Raw genomic sequence first — 17,119 nt, 5'->3', positions numbered from 1 at the left:
GACCGCGGCCGCCGCGGCCAGCGCTCCCGCGCCGCGCAGCCTAGTAGACGTAGACGACCGCATTGTTCCCTCCCGTGCACTGCACCACGTTCGTGCCGGCGGGCGCGCAGTACATCGTGTAGGACGTGCCCGTCACCGGGCTGTACGCGCTGATCGTCGCCGCGCCTCCCCCGGCACCCGAAGCGAGGTAGGAGTCGCGCACGGACGAGGCGAACGGGCAGCTCGTCGACGAGGAGCCGGCGCCGGCCCGCGCGAAGGGGCCGCCGCCGAGCGAGGAACACTGATACGCGCCGGCGGGGGTCGCGGGAACGGCCGGGGCGGGCGCGGGCGACGCCGGTTCCACCACGGGCATCGTCGAGGCCGAGTCCGCTGAATCGGGCTCTTCCTCCGCCGTCACGAAGTGGGTCGAGGTGGCCGCCGCGCCCTGGGTGGAGGTGGTGCCGGAGCCCAACCACAGCAGCGTGCCGAGCACGGAAATCGCCGCGACGAGCAGGACGATCGCCACTACCACGACGATAAGCGCCGGGCTGGTGCGCCTACGAGTGGCCTCGGGCGCCCACTGCGGCTGCCCCTGGTAGCCGAAACCGCCGTAACCGCCGCCCCACTGATCCCCAGCCACAGCCTTCTCCATCTCTCCAGGGCCCCGCGGCCCCGTTCGACGCTCCGGGAGCGCCGCCGAAAGCGGGGAGCACACGAACGCTACAGGGGCACAGTGCCCGCCAAAAGAACGTTTATCCGCTGCACCATCGGTAAAATCGATAGAGGCGTACCCAATGTGGGCCTCGCCGGAGAATGTCCCGTACGGATAACTGAACTTCGACTAAGAATACGTGGTGGGAGTGCCTTTAGGGAAGCGCCACTCCCGGCTCACCCCGGTGGGTACGAAAGATCGCGTTCGGGTCCGCCCTCCCTCCGCCGAAGCGAGCGGTCGCGGGGCGAGCATAGAGGCCTTACCTCGACAAAAGGAAGAGAACATGTCTGCACAGGAACAGCTGGAGATGCTGCTCTCGGCGACTGCATTCGATAGCGCCGGCACCAAGGTGGGCGACGTTCGCCAGGTCTACCTCGACGACGCGACCGGGCGCGCCACCTTCGCCTCGGTAAGCACCGGCATTTTCTCCGCGGACGCCGTGGTACCGCTGTTCGGTTCGCGGCTACTCGACGGCGAGCTGCACCTCGGCCACAAGAAGGCCGCGATCAAGGATTCCCCTCGCTTCGATAATTCCGAGGATACCCTTACGCCCGACCAGGAGCGCGACCTGCTCGAGCACTTCGGGATGGACGCCCCGCCGCTCGATCCCGCCGCCCAGCAGCGCCGCGACGCGGCCGCCCGCGAGGATGCGTCCTCCGAACCTGCAGCGTCCTCCGCCGAGGGCGGCGACGAGGCGAAGGCCGAGCCTGGCACCATCCCGGCCCGCCGCCTCGCCTCGGTGGAGCAGCCCGAAAAACCCGGCACCCACGACGGCGGAGCTTCCGCGAACCCGGCGTCGCCGGCTCCCCAGAGCACGAAGCCTGTGGAGACCGAGGTGCCCGAGCCCGCCGCGTCGCCGAAATCCACCGAGGGCCCGGCCGGCAGTCCGGCCGAGCCCCCGACTTCCCGGTAGGCCGCGCGCCTCAGCCGACGCCGAGGTCGATGTCCTTTCCGGGGACCGCGGCCAGCAGCTTCTGCGTGTACTCCTCGCGCGGGTCGTCGAACAGCTCGTCGGTGGTGTTCTCCTCGACGACCTCGCCCTTGGACATCACGAGCACATAGTCCGCGATCTGCCGCACGACGGCGAGGTCGTGGGTGATGAACAGGTACGTCAGCCCCAGCTCGCTCTGCAGCTCGGCGAGCAGGTCGAGGATCTGCGACTGCACGAGCACGTCGAGCGCGGACACCGCCTCGTCGAGCACGATCACCTCGGGATCGAGCGCCAGCGCTCGCGCGATGGCGACGCGCTGACGCTGCCCACCGGACAATTCGCCCGGGAACCGGCGCGCCATCTCCGGCGGCAGCGCCACTTTCTCCAGCAGATCGCGCACCTTCGCATCGCGCTCGGCCTTCGTGCCCACGCCGTGGATCCGCATGGGCTCGGCGATCGTGTTGTGGATCGAGTACATCGGATCGAGCGAGCCGTACGGGTTCTGGAACACCGGCTGCATCTTGCGGCGCAGAGTCAGCTCCTCCTTACGCGAGAGCCCGCTCACCTTCGTGCCCTCGAAGGTCACGGAACCGCTGGTCGGTTCGAGCAGCCCGAGCACCATCTGCGCGACGGTCGACTTGCCCGAGCCGGACTCGCCGACGAGCGCGGTGGTAGTCCCGCGCCGCATCGTGAACGACACGTTCTTCACCGCGGCCACGTCCTCGGACTTCCACGGCACCTTCCCGCGGACCTTGAACACCTTGGTCAGGTCCTCGGCCACGATGACGTCGCGGTCCGGGTTCTTCTCCTCGGCCACGGTCTCGGCCTCGGCGACGGACTCCGCGACGACCTCCTCGCGCAGCTCGGCCGTGCCACCGGCGAGCTCGATCCGGCGCGAGGCCAGCGAGGGTGCGGCCTCGACGAGCCGCTTGGTGTACTCGTGCTTCGGGTTCTGCAGGATCTCCAGGCTCGGCCCGGATTCGACGATCCTGCCCCGGCTCATGACGACGATGCGCTGCGCGCGCTCGGCGGCGAGGCCGAGGTCGTGGGTAATGAGCAGCACCGCAGTGCCGAGCTCGGAGGTCAGCCCCTCGAGGTGGTCGAGGATCTGCCGCTGCACGGTGACATCGAGAGCGGACGTCGGCTCGTCGGCGATGAGCAGCTCGGGGCGCGCCGCGAGCCCGGTCGCGATGAGCGCGCGCTGTTTCATCCCGCCCGAGAATTCGTGCGGGTACTGGTTGACCCGGCGTTCGGCGTCAGAAAGCCCCGCCTCCTTGAGGAGCTCGATCGTGCGGGCCCGCACCGCCTTGCGCCCGGAGGCGACGTTGTTGGCGCGCACGGCCTCGTCGATCTGGTAGCCGACGCTCCACACCGGGTTGAGGTTGGACATCGGGTCCTGCGGCACGAAACCGATGTGCGCCCCGCGCAGCTGCTGGTAGCGCTTCGCCGGGGCGACGCGGAACTTCCCCGCCTCGTCTGTGCCGACGAGGCGCTCCCCGCCGAACTCGATCGTCCCGGCGGTCACGTGCCCGCCCCCCTGCAGCAGACCGAGAATCGCCGCGGCGGTGGTCGACTTGCCCGAGCCGGACTCTCCGACGATCGCGACGGTCTCGCCGCGATACACCGACAGCGAGGCCCCGAACACGGTCGGCATGGGCTTGCGCTTCGAGCCGAACGCGATGTCGAGGTCGCGGATCTCCAGGAGTGGGCGGTCTTCTGCGGCGTCGGGCGTTGAGGCGTCGCGCTTCGATTTCTCGCTCATCGCTTCCGCTCCTTCGGGTCGAGGGCGTCGCTGAGCGCGTCGCCCATCATGATGAATCCGAGCACCGTGAGCGCCAGAGCGGAGGCCGGCCAGAACAGGATCATCGGCGACTGGCGCAGCGAGGACTGCGCCGTCGAAATGTCATTACCCCACGACACCTCTGACGGCGGAAGTCCGATCCCCAGGTAGCTCAGGGTGGCTTCGGCGACGATATAGATTCCGAGGCTCGTCGTCGCGATGACGATGATCGGCGCCAGCGAGTTGGGCAACACGTGTTTGAGAAGGATGCCCATGCCCGATTGCCCGAGGGAACGGGACGCCGTCACGTAGTCGTTCTGCTTGGCCTCGATCACCGCGGCGCGTGCGACGCGGGCCATCTGCGGCCACGCGAACGCGGCGAGCACGATGATCACCGTGAAGGTGTTGCGATCGGCGAACAGCTGCATGAGCACGATGCCGGCGAGGATCAGCGGGATCGCGAAGAACACGTCGGTGATGCGCGAGAGTAGCGAGTCGATCCACCCACCGAGGTAGCCGGCGAGCGCACCGACGGAGACTCCGACGATGAGCACGAAAGCGGTGACCCCGAGGCCGGTGAGCACCGAGGCGCGGGCGCCGTAGATGGTGCGCGCGTAGACGTCGTAGCCCTGCTTGGTGAAGCCGAAAGGGTGCCCGGGTTCGGGACCGGCCTCGGACTTGGCGAGGTCGCCCGCTCGGGGGTCGAGAGAGGTGAACAGGTGCGGGAACGCGGCGACCACGACAACGAGCAGGATGATCACTGCGGAGACCCAGAACAGTGGGCGCTTGCGCAGGTCGATCCACGCTTCTCCCCACAGGCCGCGGGGAGTCGAGGTCGGCGACTTGGCATCGCGTACGACGACGTCATCCGGTTCCGCCTTCGAGACGTAGCGCGCGCCGCGGTCGTAGAGATGGGAATGGTCGGGCGATGTCGACACGGCGGATTTTTCGTTCGGGTTCGACTTAGGCATAGCGGATCCTCGGGTCGAGCGCGGCATAGAGCAGATCGATGATCAACGTGGCGAGCATGTAGATGATCACGAGAAGGGTGACGACGCTGACCACGGTCGGCGCCTCACTGATCTGCACGGAGCGGAACACGAGTCCGCCGATGCCGTTGATGTTGAAGATTCCCTCGGTGACGATGGCGCCGCCCATGAGCGAGGCGAGATCGGCACCGATGAACGTGACCACGGGGATGAGCGAATTGCGCAGCACGTGCACCGAGATGACGCGCGGCTTGCTCAATCCTTTCGCGTAGGCGGTGCGGACGTGATCGGCGCCGAGGTTCTCCGCGACCGATGACCGAGTCAGGCGCAACACATAGGCGAACGAAACGAGACCGAGAACAAACGCCGGCAACAGCAGGCTCTGGATCGAGGTGTCCGACCCGACACTGATGGGAGCAATTCCCCATTTGACGCCGAGGAGGAACTGCGAGACGAAGCCGATGACGAAGATCGGAACGGCGATGATGACGAGACTGACGACGAGCACCGTGGAGTCGAAAAAGCCGCCCTTGCGGATGCCGGCGATGACGCCGAACCCGATGCCGAAGATCGTTTCGATGATGAGCGCCATGACGGCGAGCTTGAGGGTGACGGGGAACGCCTCGGCGATGACGTCGAGGACGGGACGGTTGGAGAACGTGGTGCCGAAGTCTCCGGTGAAGATTCCTTGTAGGTACAGCAGGTACTGGACGAGGAACGGCTTGTCCAGGTTGTACTGCTCGCGCAGCGTGTTGATGACCGATTCACTGAGCGGCTTGTCGCCGGCGAGCGCGGCGACGGGGTCGCCGGGAATCAGGAACACCATCGCGTAGATGAGGAACGTCGCACCGAAGAAGACGGGAATCAATTGCAGCAGTCGCCGCAGTAGATACCAGATCATGGTTGACCTCTAGATGTGTAGTGCCATTGCCCAGACGCGCCCCTGGGGCGCACGCCGGAACTGTGCCGGCAGTGCGCCCCATCAGGCGATTGCGCTGGAAATGATCCCGTTGTTAGTTCTTGGTGATCTGGGTGTAGACCGGTACGGACTTCCAGTTGTACTCGACGTCCTTGAGTTCCGGATTCCAGGCGGTGGACACGTTCGAGTACCACAGCGGGATGGCCGGAAGGTCTTCAAGCAGGACGTTTTGCGCATCGTGGACGATCTCGGCGCGCTTGTCCTCGTCGGTCTCGGAACCGGCCTCGTCGATGAGCCGGTCGAATTCCTCAGACGAGTAGTCGCCGTCGTTGGAACCGGCGCCCGTGCGGTAGAGGTCGGTGAGGAAGCTCATCGTCGAGGGGTAGTCCGCCTGCCAGCCGGTGCGGAATGCCGTCTCGATCGTGCGATCGGTGACATCATCGCGGATCTGCTGGAACGTGGGAACGCTGACACCCTCGGACTCGATGCCAAGGGTCTCGCGGATCTGGTTGGTCACGGCCTCGGCCCACGCCTGGTGATCGCCGTCGGCGTTGTAGGCGATGTCGAGAGAACCGGAGAAGGGGCTCATCTCGTCGGCCTCTGCCCACAACTTCTTCGCCTCGTCCGGGTTGTATTGGAGGACATCACCGTTCTCGAGCTCTTCGCCGCCGCCCTCGATGGCCGGGGTGGTGAAGTCCACGGCGGGGGTATGGGTTCCCTCGAAGATCGTCTCGGTGATCTCGTCGCGGTCGAAGGCCATGGAGATCGCCTTGCGGCGGAGCTTGCCCTCTTCACCGCCCCAGTGCTCGAGCCGCTCGGGAATGGTGAACGACTGGAAGACCGCGGCGGGCTGGTTGACGTTGGAGTCCGGGAAGTCGGACTCGTAGGTCCCGTAGTTCTGCGAGGGGACGCGGTAGTCCATCAGATCGAGCTGCCCACCCTGTACGTCGAGGTAGGCGGTGTCCATGCTCGAATAGATGCGGAAGTCGATGCCCTCGTTCTTCGGCTCCTGCTCACCTTCGTACTCCTCGTTAGGCACGAGCTGAATGGACTCGTTGTGGGTCCAGCCCTCGTCGCCCAGCTTGTACGGGCCGTTGCCGATCGGGTTCTCACCAAAGGCGTCCATGTCGTCGTACGCGCTTTCCGGGAGCGGACTGAACGCCGAATACCCGAGGCGATCGGGGAAGTCGGCGGTGGGGCGCGAGAGTGTGACGTTGAACTCGGTGTCGCTGACGACCTCGAGACCGGAGAGCTCGGTCTCGGTGGCGCCCTCTTCGGAGACGGCTTCAAAACCCTCGATGGGCTCGAAGAACGACTGGGCGAGCTGCGCGTTCTTAGAGGCAGCGCCGTAGTTCCATGCGTCGACGAAGCTGTTCGCCGTCACCGGCGAGCCATCGGAGAAGGTCTTGCCCTCCTTGAGCTTGATGTTGAACTCGGTCGCGTCGTCGTTCGGGGTGATCTCCTCTGCGACTGCATTGCTGATCTCGCCCTTGGTGTCGTAGGAGACGAGCCCCTCGAAGAGAAGGTCGACGACGCGGCCGCCGCCGACCTCGTTGGTGTTCGTCGGGATGAGTGGGTTCTGGGGTTCGGTGTTGAAGGCACTGATCACGTTGTCGCCGGAGTCTCCCCCGCCGGAGCCGTCACTGGAACACGCCGCGAGCGACGTCCCTGCCAAGAGTGCGGCTGCCGACACCGCGACAACCTTGTTGAACCTACGCACAGAAAACCTCCCGTTTCGATTCGCGAGCAGAAGTGGGCCCTCCACCCGCACGACGACGCCGAGTCCTCGTAAGACCCGACAGCGAATCGCCGCTGATCAACCGCCTAAGGCATGTGATACGGATCACGATATGAACAATGCCTTACGCATTGGTAAATCACTCTAACCCCGCTGATTCATGGGGCGTGATGGAGTCGGGTTTCTACGGATGTTGTGTCCGGCGGGTCGTGTAGACGTGTTTGGGCGCCGGCTGGCGCTGCCGGTGGGCGGGTCTCCGGGTGGTGCTGTCGTGGGTGGGCAGGTGGGGTCAGGCCGGTTTGGGGATCGCGGCGATCGTGTGGAACACCGCTTCGATGGCGGTGGCCCAGGGCCAGGTCTCGGGGATTTTGACCCGTCTACGTCGGCTGCTGCGGGTCAGTAGGGCGGCGACGTGGAGGAAGCGGTAGCGCATCGCTTTGGGCTCGCACGCTGCGAGGATGGTGGCGGCGCCGGTGCAGGCCAGCATCCGGGTCCAGGCGACGAGGTCGGCGGCGATCATCACCGCCACCAGCCATGCCTGGTTGAGAGCGAACTCTCGCGAGGGCAGACGGCCCAGGCCGGTGTCTTTGGCGTGGCGGATCCGGTCCTCCACCCGGGCGTGCGCCCGATGCCTGGCCTCGAGGAACTGCAGTTGACCGGTGGCGGTGTTGGTGACGAACGCCTGGTAGCGCCACCCGTCGAGTTCCTCGAACATCGACAACTGGGCGCCGGGGTGGGGCCGCTCACGGCGGACGATGACCCGCATCCCGTCGGGCCACTTGGCGAGCATCCTGGGCGGCAGCAGTCCAGTCAGCTCGGCGATCTCCGCGCCCGGCCTCAGGTCGCCGTCTTGATTCACCGCTGGCCCCCACGCGGTGTCGGGGGCGATCGCGATGGCCCGGCGGATTCCGGCGGTGATCGAGAAGCCGACCGAGTACTCCACCCGCCGACCACGGATCCGATTCTGCTCGGAGATCCACTCCAACAGGTCATGGGAGGCGCCGGCGCCGTCGGATCGGATCAGCACATCACGCCGATGGGCGGCGGGAATCTGGGCGATGGCTTGCCCCAGGACGTCGATGTGGTCGGCCGCGGTGTTCGACCCCGCGTTGCCCGGCCGCAAGCTCGCAGCGAGGAACTCTTCTGTGTTGTCGCACCACACGCCGATCGGGTGGTAGCCGAAGGTGCGCTTGTAGGTCGGCGCGCTCTGTTCTTTCTCGCTGTGGGTGACCACGATGGTGGCGTCCACATCGAGCACGACCGTGTCCCCCAGATCCCGGCCCGCGCACTTGGAGGCCGGCACCCCGCCGGGCAGCTGGGACCACACATGCCGCCGCGTACGGGCCCGCGCGACCTGGATCTTTTTGCGTTTACCAGCGGTGACCTCGTCCAGGGCGCGCCACACCGTCGGAGAGGAGGCGACCGGACCCAGGACAGTGGATTGGTGGCGCAGGACGCGGATGTCGGCGATGGACGTGCCGCCACCTGTGAGCATCACCGCGACATCGGTCAACACCCTGCCACGGTCATGGATCGGGATGGATCGGCGCTGCGCCATGGCCCCCGACAGCTCGGCGGTCAGGCCGACGCGATCAGCCAGAAGACGCGGCGCGATGACCCCGGCATGAGCAATCACCCCGACATCCTCGACGGAGAACGACAGACCAGACGACCACGAAGTACGCTTCACCTACCGAGTGCTTTCTGCTTGAGGATCAGGAACCTTAAACAAGTCCCAGTTTCCCCTGTTCAGGAAGCACTTCGGTCTATTTTCACCCAGCGATCCGCAGATCCCCGTGAACTACCGGGGTTAGCGGGAACACTCCAATCGATGCCGTTTCATTCATGGATGCGGTCGATCGCGGAGCGTCAATCGGGCTGAGTCCCAGCCACGGACCGCGCCGCTATAGCTGGACTGTGCCTTACCCTCATGACCGAAATCCGAATCTCCATCTAACGGCGCGGCTCGTACGAGCATTGGACGTAATCCAGCAGCACTCCACGGATCTGCTTCGCATCCCGAACGCCCTCTCTGCGAGAGAACTCCGACATCTCTTCGAAGCAGCAACCCTGCTACAAGGCCAAGCGGCAAGCACCACCTGGTCACCGTTTGAATTCACCATCGATGCCACCGATCGCCCCACACTCACTGCGGGGTCACGCATCAATGTCGCGGTTACGCAGAGACTAACCCCGCTGATTCATGGGGCGTGATGGAGTCGGGTTTCTACGGATGTTGTGTCCGGCGGGTCGTGTAGACGTGTTTGGGCGCCGGCTGGCGCTGCCGGTGGGCGGGTCTCCGGGTGGTGCTGTCGTGGGTGGGCAGGTGGGGTCAGGCCGGTTTGGGGATCGCGGCGATCGTGTGGAACACCGCTTCGATGGCGGTGGCCCAGGGCCAGGTCTCGGGGATTTTGACCCGTCTACGTCGGCTGCTGCGGGTCAGTAGGGCGGCGACGTGGAGGAAGCGGTAGCGCATCGCTTTGGGCTCGCACGCTGCGAGGATGGTGGCGGCGCCGGTGCAGGCCAGCATCCGGGTCCAGGCGACGAGGTCGGCGGCGATCATCACCGCCACCAGCCATGCCTGGTTGAGAGCGAACTCTCGCGAGGGCAGACGGCCCAGGCCGGTGTCTTTGGCGTGGCGGATCCGGTCCTCCACCCGGGCGTGCGCCCGATGCCTGGCCTCGAGGAACTGCAGTTGACCGGTGGCGGTGTTGGTGACGAACGCCTGGTAGCGCCACCCGTCGAGTTCCTCGAACATCGACAACTGGGCGCCGGGGTGGGGCCGCTCACGGCGGACGATGACCCGCATCCCGTCGGGCCACTTGGCGAGCATCCTGGGCGGCAGCAGTCCAGTCAGCTCGGCGATCTCCGCGCCCGGCCTCAGGTCGCCGTCTTGATTCACCGCTGGCCCCCACGCGGTGTCGGGGGCGATCGCGATGGCCCGGCGGATTCCGGCGGTGATCGAGAAGCCGACCGAGTACTCCACCCGCCGACCACGGATCCGATTCTGCTCGGAGATCCACTCCAACAGGTCATGGGAGGCGCCGGCGCCGTCGGATCGGATCAGCACATCACGCCGATGGGCGGCGGGAATCTGGGCGATGGCTTGCCCCAGGACGTCGATGTGGTCGGCCGCGGTGTTCGACCCCGCGTTGCCCGGCCGCAAGCTCGCAGCGAGGAACTCTTCTGTGTTGTCGCACCACACGCCGATCGGGTGGTAGCCGAAGGTGCGCTTGTAGGTCGGCGCGCTCTGTTCTTTCTCGCTGTGGGTGACCACGATGGTGGCGTCCACATCGAGCACGACCGTGTCCCCCAGATCCCGGCCCGCGCACTTGGAGGCCGGCACCCCGCCGGGCAGCTGGGACCACACATGCCGCCGCGTACGGGCCCGCGCGACCTGGATCTTTTTGCGTTTACCAGCGGTGACCTCGTCCAGGGCGCGCCACACCGTCGGAGAGGAGGCGACCGGACCCAGGACAGTGGATTGGTGGCGCAGGACGCGGATGTCGGCGATGGACGTGCCGCCACCTGTGAGCATCACCGCGACATCGGTCAACACCCTGCCACGGTCATGGATCGGGATGGATCGGCGCTGCGCCATGGCCCCCGACAGCTCGGCGGTCAGGCCGACGCGATCAGCCAGAAGACGCGGCGCGATGACCCCGGCATGAGCAATCACCCCGACATCCTCGACGGAGAACGACAGACCAGACGACCACGAAGTACGCTTCACCTACCGAGTGCTTTCTGCTTGAGGATCAGGAACCTTAAACAAGTCCCAGTTTCCCCTGTTCAGGAAGCACTTCGGTCTATTTTCACCCAGCGATCCGCAGATCCCCGTGAACTACCGGGGCTAGACTCCCTAGTGGTCACCTACTGTGGTGCGGTCCTGCTGAGGCTGCTGAATATACTCGTTGGCGATGCACCAGACATCACACTCTCACTGGGTTGGCCCGCTCCGGAAGGTCTGCCCGTGGATCAGGATCGGTTAGCTGGTCGCCTGGTATTTGACGCTTCACTGTCCATTCTGCATTTTCCCGTTGACGCGGTCAATCACGTCTGCCGGTTCTCTGACCCCGTGGCGTATCGACTCGCTATCAGTGACTTGCAGCGAAGGCTCGACGAGCGGAGTAAAATCGCCTCGTATTCGGACAAGGTGAGACGTCTGATAGAGAAGCGTCCCGCAGATTGTGGAAGTCAGTGGATTGCAGACGAACTCTCCATCTCTACGAGCACACTTAAGCGGCGCCTCTCTGAGGAAGGGATGACCTATCGCGGACTGCGCCAGTCGGTCATTCGTGAGTACGCGATTCTTCGTTTACTGGACGGATCTGTGTCCGCGAGCGAGATCGCCACGGACCTCGGATATAGCGACCTCGCCAGCTTTTCACACGCTTTCAAGCACTGGACCGGCCACCCGCCGACGGGGTTCCGTCGTAGGTAGCGCTGCCTCTTGGTTGACTCGTACAGGGCAACTGGCGATGCACGGTGCCTTCAGCTTCGCCCTTTCTTTGGGCGTGGCGTTCAATAGCTTCAGGCTCCGCCGACATCCTCGACGTATTCGGGCCTGGTGCTCGCGGCGGTGAGTTTGGCCTAAGCCCTCGAGTTTCTCTGTGACTGCAAAAAGTGTTCAACCTCGACCACGATGAACAGGGCAGTGGCAGTAATAACAGTGCGGCCCTCTGCATCCTCCATCGTGGACGTGAGGTCCAATTTCCGGCCATCGCGAGACCGAACTGCAGCGCGCAGGATGTACGGGGTGTCGAGTAGTGCTGGCGCAAGATACTCGAGCTCGAGACGGCGCGTCACGGCGAGCTCGCCGACCGAATAGAGCAAGAAGCCGAAGAGGTCGTCAATCACGGTCGCTACCGCGCCGCCGTGTGCAATGCCGGGTGCCCCGACGTGGCGCTGGTCGAACTGGTGGTGTGCGACGACGCCGTCTCCGTCACGCCGTACCGAGAGGAAGTGACCATTCGGGTTCTCTGGTCCACAGCCAAGGCAGTTGGGGTGGTGGGGAGGAAGCTCGGAGGAACCGGATTCCATGCGCGTAAACGAGCGCACCCAGGTGTCGATATCGGTACCTATCGGCCCGCCGGCCTTGTCGCGAAATGTGTCCATGTCCAGACCTTCCTGTCGATGAAGTTGTGCTGGGTGCGATACCTCGGCTTGTGGCGACGGAGATATCGCCGACACCCGTACGTCCGACCCGTGACCCAACCTCCACCTGGCGTCCAAGGGGCCGGGAGGCCGGTGCGGGTGGCCTGAGCAACTGGCTGCCGACGGCGCGATAGTCAGGTCGACAAGGCCGACTGAGCCGGGACACCATGTACTGTACGAACATACAGTATGCGGTACCGACGTATAGTCTAGTTTGGGGGCTCTTCCGGATCCGGAGTGCGTAGCGGGGATGCTGCGGTGATGCGGTGAGGCACAAGATGTAGGGGTCCTGGGGGTGTGAGGATTGCGGTTCCTACACCTGCACCCAGAACCACCCAGGACCCGCTTTGAACGCTACCGCCAGCCTGCTTGCCGACACCATCTGCCGCACCGTCGAGCTCGGGGTCACCATCACCGACGCCGCGGTGGCCGACGAGTTCACGCACCTGTTCTGCTCCCCGGTCACGCTGGACCCGGTGTGCGCCGACTGCGGGACGGAGGGGAGGCTGCGTGACCACGTCCAGCGGAAGGTCACGGATCTACCGATCGTCGGCCATCCCACCAGACTGCACGTACGCATACCCCGCTTCACCTGCGACAACATCGAATGCGAGACGCGGATTTTCCAGCAGCGGATGCCGGCGTTGGCTAAGCCGCGGGCCAAGACCACCCGCCGCTGCAGCCGCTGGATCCTGCAGCGCCTGGCGATCGACCGCACCAGCGTGTCCGCCGTCGCGAAGGCCCTCGGGCTGGGCTGGGACCTGGTCAACGACCTGGCGGTCACCGAGACCCGCGCCATGGTCTACGACCAGCCCGGACACTTCGACGGCGTCCGCATTCTCGGGGTCGATGAGCACAAATGGAAGCACGTCCGCGGCGACGGCACGTCCTCATTCGTCACCGTTCTCGTCGACCTCACCCCGGTCGTGGACGGCACCGGCCCGTCTCGTCTGCTGGACATGATCCCCGGGCGCTCGGCGAAGGTCCTCACCGAGTGGCTCAACGCCCGCGACCAGGCTTTTCGAGACCGAGTCAAGGTGGTCACGATGGACGGATTCGCCGGCTACCACACCGCCGCCGCCAAAGCCGTCCCCGAAGCACGCACGGTGATGGACCCATTCCACGTCGTGCACCTGGCCGCCGACAAGCTCACCGTGTGCCGCCAACGCATCCAGCAGGCCACCACCGGACACCGGGGACGGACCGGCGATCCGCTGTACGGCATCCGCCGCACCCTGCGCACCCGCGCTGAGCTACTGACCGACAAGCAGAAGGTCCGCCTGTTCAAGGCGTTCACCGCCAATGACGCGCACGCGGCGGTGGAGGTCACCTACAGCGTCTACCAGCGACTCATCGCCGCCTACGAGGCCTCGGGCAAGCGGGAGGGCAAGATCGCGATGTACAAGCTCCTGCGCTCGATCCGGGCCGGGGTGCCCACCGAACTGTGGAGTGTTCCCGCTAAAGTGGCCACTGCAATTAAGCGGCGAGTCGTATATGTCTCTGAATCCTAGTTCAAACTCGGCTGGTGTCAAATAGCCCAGTGTGGAATGTCGTCGGGCCCTATTGTAGTACTCCTCAATCCAGGTGAATGTGCTCTTTTTGAGTGCTTTTAGAGTGGGCCACGGGCGCGTGTGAATGAGTTCCTTCTTGTAGCTCGCGAAGAATGATTCTGCGACCGCGTTGTCGAAACAAATGCCAGTGCGCCCCAATGATCGTCGGATATTGTTTTTCGTGCAGTACTTATCGAAGTCGGTGGACGTGTATTGAGTTCCGCGATCGCTGTGGAATATGACTTTTCCGGGTGGTCGACGACGAGCGATGGCCATGTCCAGTGCGTCGGTGACCAGCTCGGTTCGCATGTGGTCGGCCACGGCCCATCCGACGACCATCCGGGAGTGCAGATCGATGACGGTGGCCAGGTACGCCCAGCCGTTCCAGGTCCGTACGTAAGTAATATCGCCGCACCATTTGGTGTTCGCCTCGGCCGCCGTGAAGTCGCGGCCGATGAGGTCAGGTGCCCCAACGGGGCTGTCTCCGGCGACGGTGGTGCGTTTCCACGCCTTCGGGTGGCGGCCTTCCAGACCTGCGACCTTCATGAGCCGCCACACCCGCTTGTGCGAGACCCGGTGGCCGCCGGCGGCGAGTTCCGCACGCATGCGCCGAACGCCGGGACGGCCGTTGAGGTGCTCGTAGTGGTACTCGATCAGCGCTGTTAACTCGTCGTCTCGGAGGTCTCGAGCTGAGCGCGACTTGCCGCGCCACTTGTAGTAGCCAGAAGTCGATACGCCGAGTTGAGCACACATGAACGTGACCGTATATGAATCGGATTCAGCCCAGTCCGCGATAGCCGCGAATTTCACCGCGGGTCTTTCGCGAACCAGGTCGCTACTTTTTTTGCGAACTCCACCTCCATCCGGGCGTGCTTCACTTCTTCGCGAAGGCGCTCGAGTTCCGCCCGCTCGTCCTCATTCAACGGGCGGTCAGACTCACCGTTTCCCTCGTCTCGAGTCTTCTTCACCCATTTCCCCAACGTCATCTCGTGAACGCCGATACTGCGTGCAACTTCGGCGATCGCACGGCCATCATCGATGACCAAACTTACCGCGTTGGCCTTGTACTCGGCAGTGAAGCTCCGACGAGTAGATCCCATAATCCGCTCCCTCTATCTTGGGGGAACTCACCGCTCATCTCCGGGTGTCCACCAGAGCGGGAACGGTCCACTGCCCGAGCTCGCCCAGCTGGGCCGGTCGCTATGGAAGCGGCACCGCGAGATCCTCGCCTACTTCGACGTGGGCGCCTCCAACGGCCCCGTCAAGGCCATCAACGGACGCCTCGAACACCTCCGCGGAATCGCCCTGGGCTTCCGCAACCTCAAGCACTACATCTTGCGGTCACTGATCCACTCCGGTCAGCTTCACGACCGGATCAATGCACTCTGATTCCGGAAGGGCCGGATAAGGGGCTCTTCGCATCTGAGTGTGGGGTCAGGTCCGTAGCCCGCCGGCGATGAGGAGCATCCGCAGGCGGTAGTTGTCGCGGTTGCGGTAGCCGCGGGCCAGGCGCCGGTGGAGTTCGATGAGGCCGTTGATCGCTTCGGTTCCACCATTGTTGGATCGGTCAGTGGTCCAGTAGGCGAGGAAGGAGTCCTTCCACTTGCGAAGAGTGCGGCCGAGGCGGGCGATCTCTGGGATCGGGCAGGACGGCAAGGTCGCGAGTATCTTCTCCGCAGCGCTGCGCCCGGCTGGCAGGTCTTTATGGTGGTAGGCCTGTCGGAGTTCGTGGGCGATCTGCCAGGCGAGGAACAGTTCCTCGTGCCGGGGGTCGGCGGCCAATGCGTCATTGAACCGTCGCCACTGCCGCTCGGTCAGCCGTGCCGGGTCGCAGCGGATGATGGTGCGGATCCCGTAGAGCGGGTCGCCTTTACGTCCGCGGTGGCCGCAGATTTGCTGCTGCAACCCGGCAGTGGTGCTCGCTTGCTGCGTTCGCCGACTTGCCTACAATGGGTCACCCATCCCCAGTTCCCCCGCCGCTTTGCGCATGTGAGAGATGGCATGGCCTTCGTCGCGGGGAAGCGTCGCGGCGAGTTCATTGACCCGTCGCCAGCGATCGAGCGTCGATCCGTCGCTACGGCCGGCCGCAGCCAGAGCCGACCACGTGTCCGCGCAGCGCAAGAGCGCAGTTCCGGCCTTCGCCATCTCCGCGGACTCCGTTAGCCGGGCCACGTCGCCACAGAACTGTGCCTGCAACCGGCGGAACAGGCCGCCGCCCGTGCCTGCCTTCTCTACAAAGGCGTGGAGAGAACGCAGCGCGATGTCCAGTTCCGGTTCGGGCATGAGCCCCGGCCACCGGTCGACATCCTCGGCGAAGACCGTGACTCCACTGATCCCGGCAGCGGCAACGGCATCCGGCGGTAGCACCGACGCGTCCGGAATAATCGCGGTTGTCGCCGCCTGCATGTTTTCGACCGAGGCCACGAGGGCCGAAGCCGCAGTCTGGCGGAGATCGGGCAGGATCTGGGGCCAGTTCACGAAGTACGTGGTGTGCCTCGTGGGCACGGGGAACGATCGGGACGCGCGCGCCCGCGCAAGAGCCTCGTAGGGGACTTTCTGCATCTCGGCTCGGTCGTTGTCCACCACGAAAGCCGTCTCGGTGTCGTCTTCGTAACCGATCACGACGATGTCGTGCCGACTCATCTGAAGGCGGACATTGAGGTAGGGCAGCTCAGAAATGTCGGCCCACATCAGCACGGGACGGCCTTGCTGGAGTTCGCGGCGGACCCAGCCCCAGCCGGTCTCGGGATCGTCGGTTCCCCGAACGTCGACCTCTGCACCCAGCCTGGCGAGAAGGTCGACCTCGAGGTCGCTGCTACGCCCGACGAAGTAGATGGGAGGGGCGAGACCCGGTGCCCGCAGGTAGGTGAAGCCGAGACCACCGCCCATTCCGAAGACCAGACCTTCGCTCGGCACCTCGTCCCAGCCCAGACCGGCCCACTCCAGGAGGTCTCTCAGCGCTCCGGAACCACAATGCCCTGCCTGACGGTGGGGATAGTCCAGTAGGACTCGTCGCGGCTCTGGATGACGGGTAGGGACCTCGACTGACATGACATCTCCTGAATCGGCGTCGCAGCAATCTGCGCGGTTTCCGGTTGGACGGGCATGCGGTTACGTGACTATACATTCGTTCATGCAGGCATGTACCTACCTCAGCGGTCCATCGAAAGGATCCTTCGTTCCTGCGCCGCCCGCCGAGTGATAGCTCAAGAAATGCGCTGGGCGAGGCAGCCCCGGGCGTCCGCCAGACAATCACCACCGCTCTCCTCCACGAGCCGGCGGCCGGGGGGTTCAGTCTGGGAGATGGCCGCGTGCCGGTCGTCCTGCCCCGGCACGACAACCTCCTCCACTCGACCGCTCCCGG

At 65.0% G+C, this 17,119-nt stretch carries 13 protein-coding genes and 3 pseudogenes; 4 read left to right on the top strand and 12 right to left on the bottom strand.

Annotated features, from left to right (window positions below):
* Nucleotides 1-40 precede the first annotated feature (40 nt).
* A complete protein-coding gene (locus BJL86_RS02720; protein WP_232229009.1) occupies nt 41-619 on the bottom strand; it encodes a serine/threonine protein kinase in 579 nt (192 codons plus the stop codon).
* 355 nt (nt 620-974) lie between these two features.
* On the opposite strand from BJL86_RS02720, the gene BJL86_RS17375 reads away from it, so the two are divergent.
* Nucleotides 975-1,604 carry a hypothetical protein gene (locus BJL86_RS17375; RefSeq protein WP_067477322.1) on the top strand — a complete coding sequence of 210 codons (630 nt, stop codon included), beginning with the start codon at nt 975-977 and terminating at the stop codon, nt 1,602-1,604.
* A gap of 10 nt (nt 1,605-1,614) precedes the next feature.
* Here the strand turns inward: BJL86_RS17375 and BJL86_RS02710 are convergent, their stop codons facing one another.
* From BJL86_RS02710 to BJL86_RS02685, 6 genes are all read right to left on the bottom strand, one after another.
* Nucleotides 1,615-3,384 carry a dipeptide ABC transporter ATP-binding protein gene (locus BJL86_RS02710; RefSeq protein ID WP_067477319.1) on the bottom strand — a complete coding sequence of 590 codons (1,770 nt, stop codon included), beginning with the start codon at nt 3,382-3,384 and terminating at the stop codon, nt 1,615-1,617.
* Nucleotides 3,381-4,373, bottom strand: a complete 993-nt coding sequence (locus tag BJL86_RS02705; protein ID WP_156515421.1) for an ABC transporter permease — start codon at nt 4,371-4,373, stop codon at nt 3,381-3,383. The genes BJL86_RS02710 and BJL86_RS02705 overlap by 4 nt, the downstream gene beginning before the upstream one ends.
* Nucleotides 4,366-5,292: an ABC transporter permease gene (locus BJL86_RS02700; RefSeq protein WP_067477317.1), complete on the bottom strand. Its 927-nt coding sequence runs from the start codon at nt 5,290-5,292 to the stop codon at nt 4,366-4,368. Before BJL86_RS02700 ends, BJL86_RS02705 begins: the two co-directional genes overlap by 8 nt.
* A 112-nt stretch (nt 5,293-5,404) precedes the next feature.
* A complete protein-coding gene (locus BJL86_RS02695) occupies nt 5,405-7,003 on the bottom strand; it encodes a peptide ABC transporter substrate-binding protein (RefSeq protein ID WP_231887282.1) in 1,599 nt (532 codons plus the stop codon).
* Nucleotides 7,004-7,337: 334 nt separating this feature from the next.
* Nucleotides 7,338-8,738 (bottom strand): IS1380 family transposase, encoded by a 1,401-nt coding sequence (locus tag BJL86_RS02690; protein WP_039867814.1) that lies wholly within the window; start codon nt 8,736-8,738, stop codon nt 7,338-7,340.
* 642 nt (nt 8,739-9,380) lie between these two features.
* Nucleotides 9,381-10,781 (bottom strand): IS1380 family transposase, encoded by a 1,401-nt coding sequence (locus BJL86_RS02685; RefSeq protein ID WP_039867814.1) that lies wholly within the window; start codon nt 10,779-10,781, stop codon nt 9,381-9,383.
* Between BJL86_RS02685 and BJL86_RS02680 the strand changes: the two genes are divergently transcribed.
* Nucleotides 10,716-11,492: a helix-turn-helix domain-containing protein gene (locus BJL86_RS02680; RefSeq protein ID WP_322544730.1), complete on the top strand. Its 777-nt coding sequence runs from the start codon at nt 10,716-10,718 to the stop codon at nt 11,490-11,492. The two genes, BJL86_RS02685 and BJL86_RS02680, sit on opposite strands and share 66 nt — an antisense overlap.
* A 149-nt stretch (nt 11,493-11,641) precedes the next feature.
* Here the strand turns inward: BJL86_RS02680 and BJL86_RS02675 are convergent, their stop codons facing one another.
* Complete coding sequence (locus tag BJL86_RS02675; RefSeq protein WP_008379464.1) at nt 11,642-12,166, bottom strand: PaaI family thioesterase; 525 nt, start codon at nt 12,164-12,166, stop codon at nt 11,642-11,644.
* Nucleotides 12,167-12,552: 386 nt separating this feature from the next.
* On the opposite strand from BJL86_RS02675, the pseudogene BJL86_RS02670 reads away from it, so the two are divergent.
* A pseudogene (locus tag BJL86_RS02670) lies at nt 12,553-13,650 on the top strand (ISL3 family transposase); the annotation flags it as partial.
* Nucleotides 13,651-13,728: 78 nt separating this feature from the next.
* On the opposite strand, the pseudogene BJL86_RS17820 reads toward BJL86_RS02670, so the two are convergent.
* Both BJL86_RS17820 and BJL86_RS17370 read right to left on the bottom strand, forming a co-directional pair.
* A pseudogene (locus BJL86_RS17820) lies at nt 13,729-14,565 on the bottom strand (IS3 family transposase); the annotation flags it as partial.
* On the bottom strand, nt 14,562-14,801 hold the full coding sequence (locus tag BJL86_RS17370; protein ID WP_231887311.1) for a transposase: 240 nt from the start codon (nt 14,799-14,801) through the stop codon (nt 14,562-14,564). The pseudogene BJL86_RS17820 and the gene BJL86_RS17370, both read right to left, overlap by 4 nt.
* 124 nt (nt 14,802-14,925) lie before the next feature.
* Here BJL86_RS17370 and BJL86_RS02655 point away from each other — a divergent pair.
* A pseudogene (locus BJL86_RS02655) lies at nt 14,926-15,144 on the top strand (transposase); the annotation flags it as partial.
* Nucleotides 15,145-15,189: 45 nt separating this feature from the next.
* On the opposite strand, the gene BJL86_RS17510 reads toward BJL86_RS02655, so the two are convergent.
* On the bottom strand, nt 15,190-15,660 hold the full coding sequence (locus tag BJL86_RS17510) for a transposase (protein WP_228549380.1): 471 nt from the start codon (nt 15,658-15,660) through the stop codon (nt 15,190-15,192).
* Between the two features lie 39 nt (nt 15,661-15,699).
* Nucleotides 15,700-16,806: a BtrH N-terminal domain-containing protein gene (locus BJL86_RS02645; protein ID WP_067478094.1), complete on the bottom strand. Its 1,107-nt coding sequence runs from the start codon at nt 16,804-16,806 to the stop codon at nt 15,700-15,702.
* Nucleotides 16,807-17,119 lie beyond the last annotated feature (313 nt).

This window comes from Dietzia timorensis (genome assembly GCF_001659785.1).
GTDB lineage: Bacteria > Actinomycetota > Actinomycetes > Mycobacteriales > Mycobacteriaceae > Dietzia > Dietzia timorensis.
Note: the sequence above shows the minus strand (reverse complement) of the source record. Positions and strands in the feature narration are given on the sequence as shown.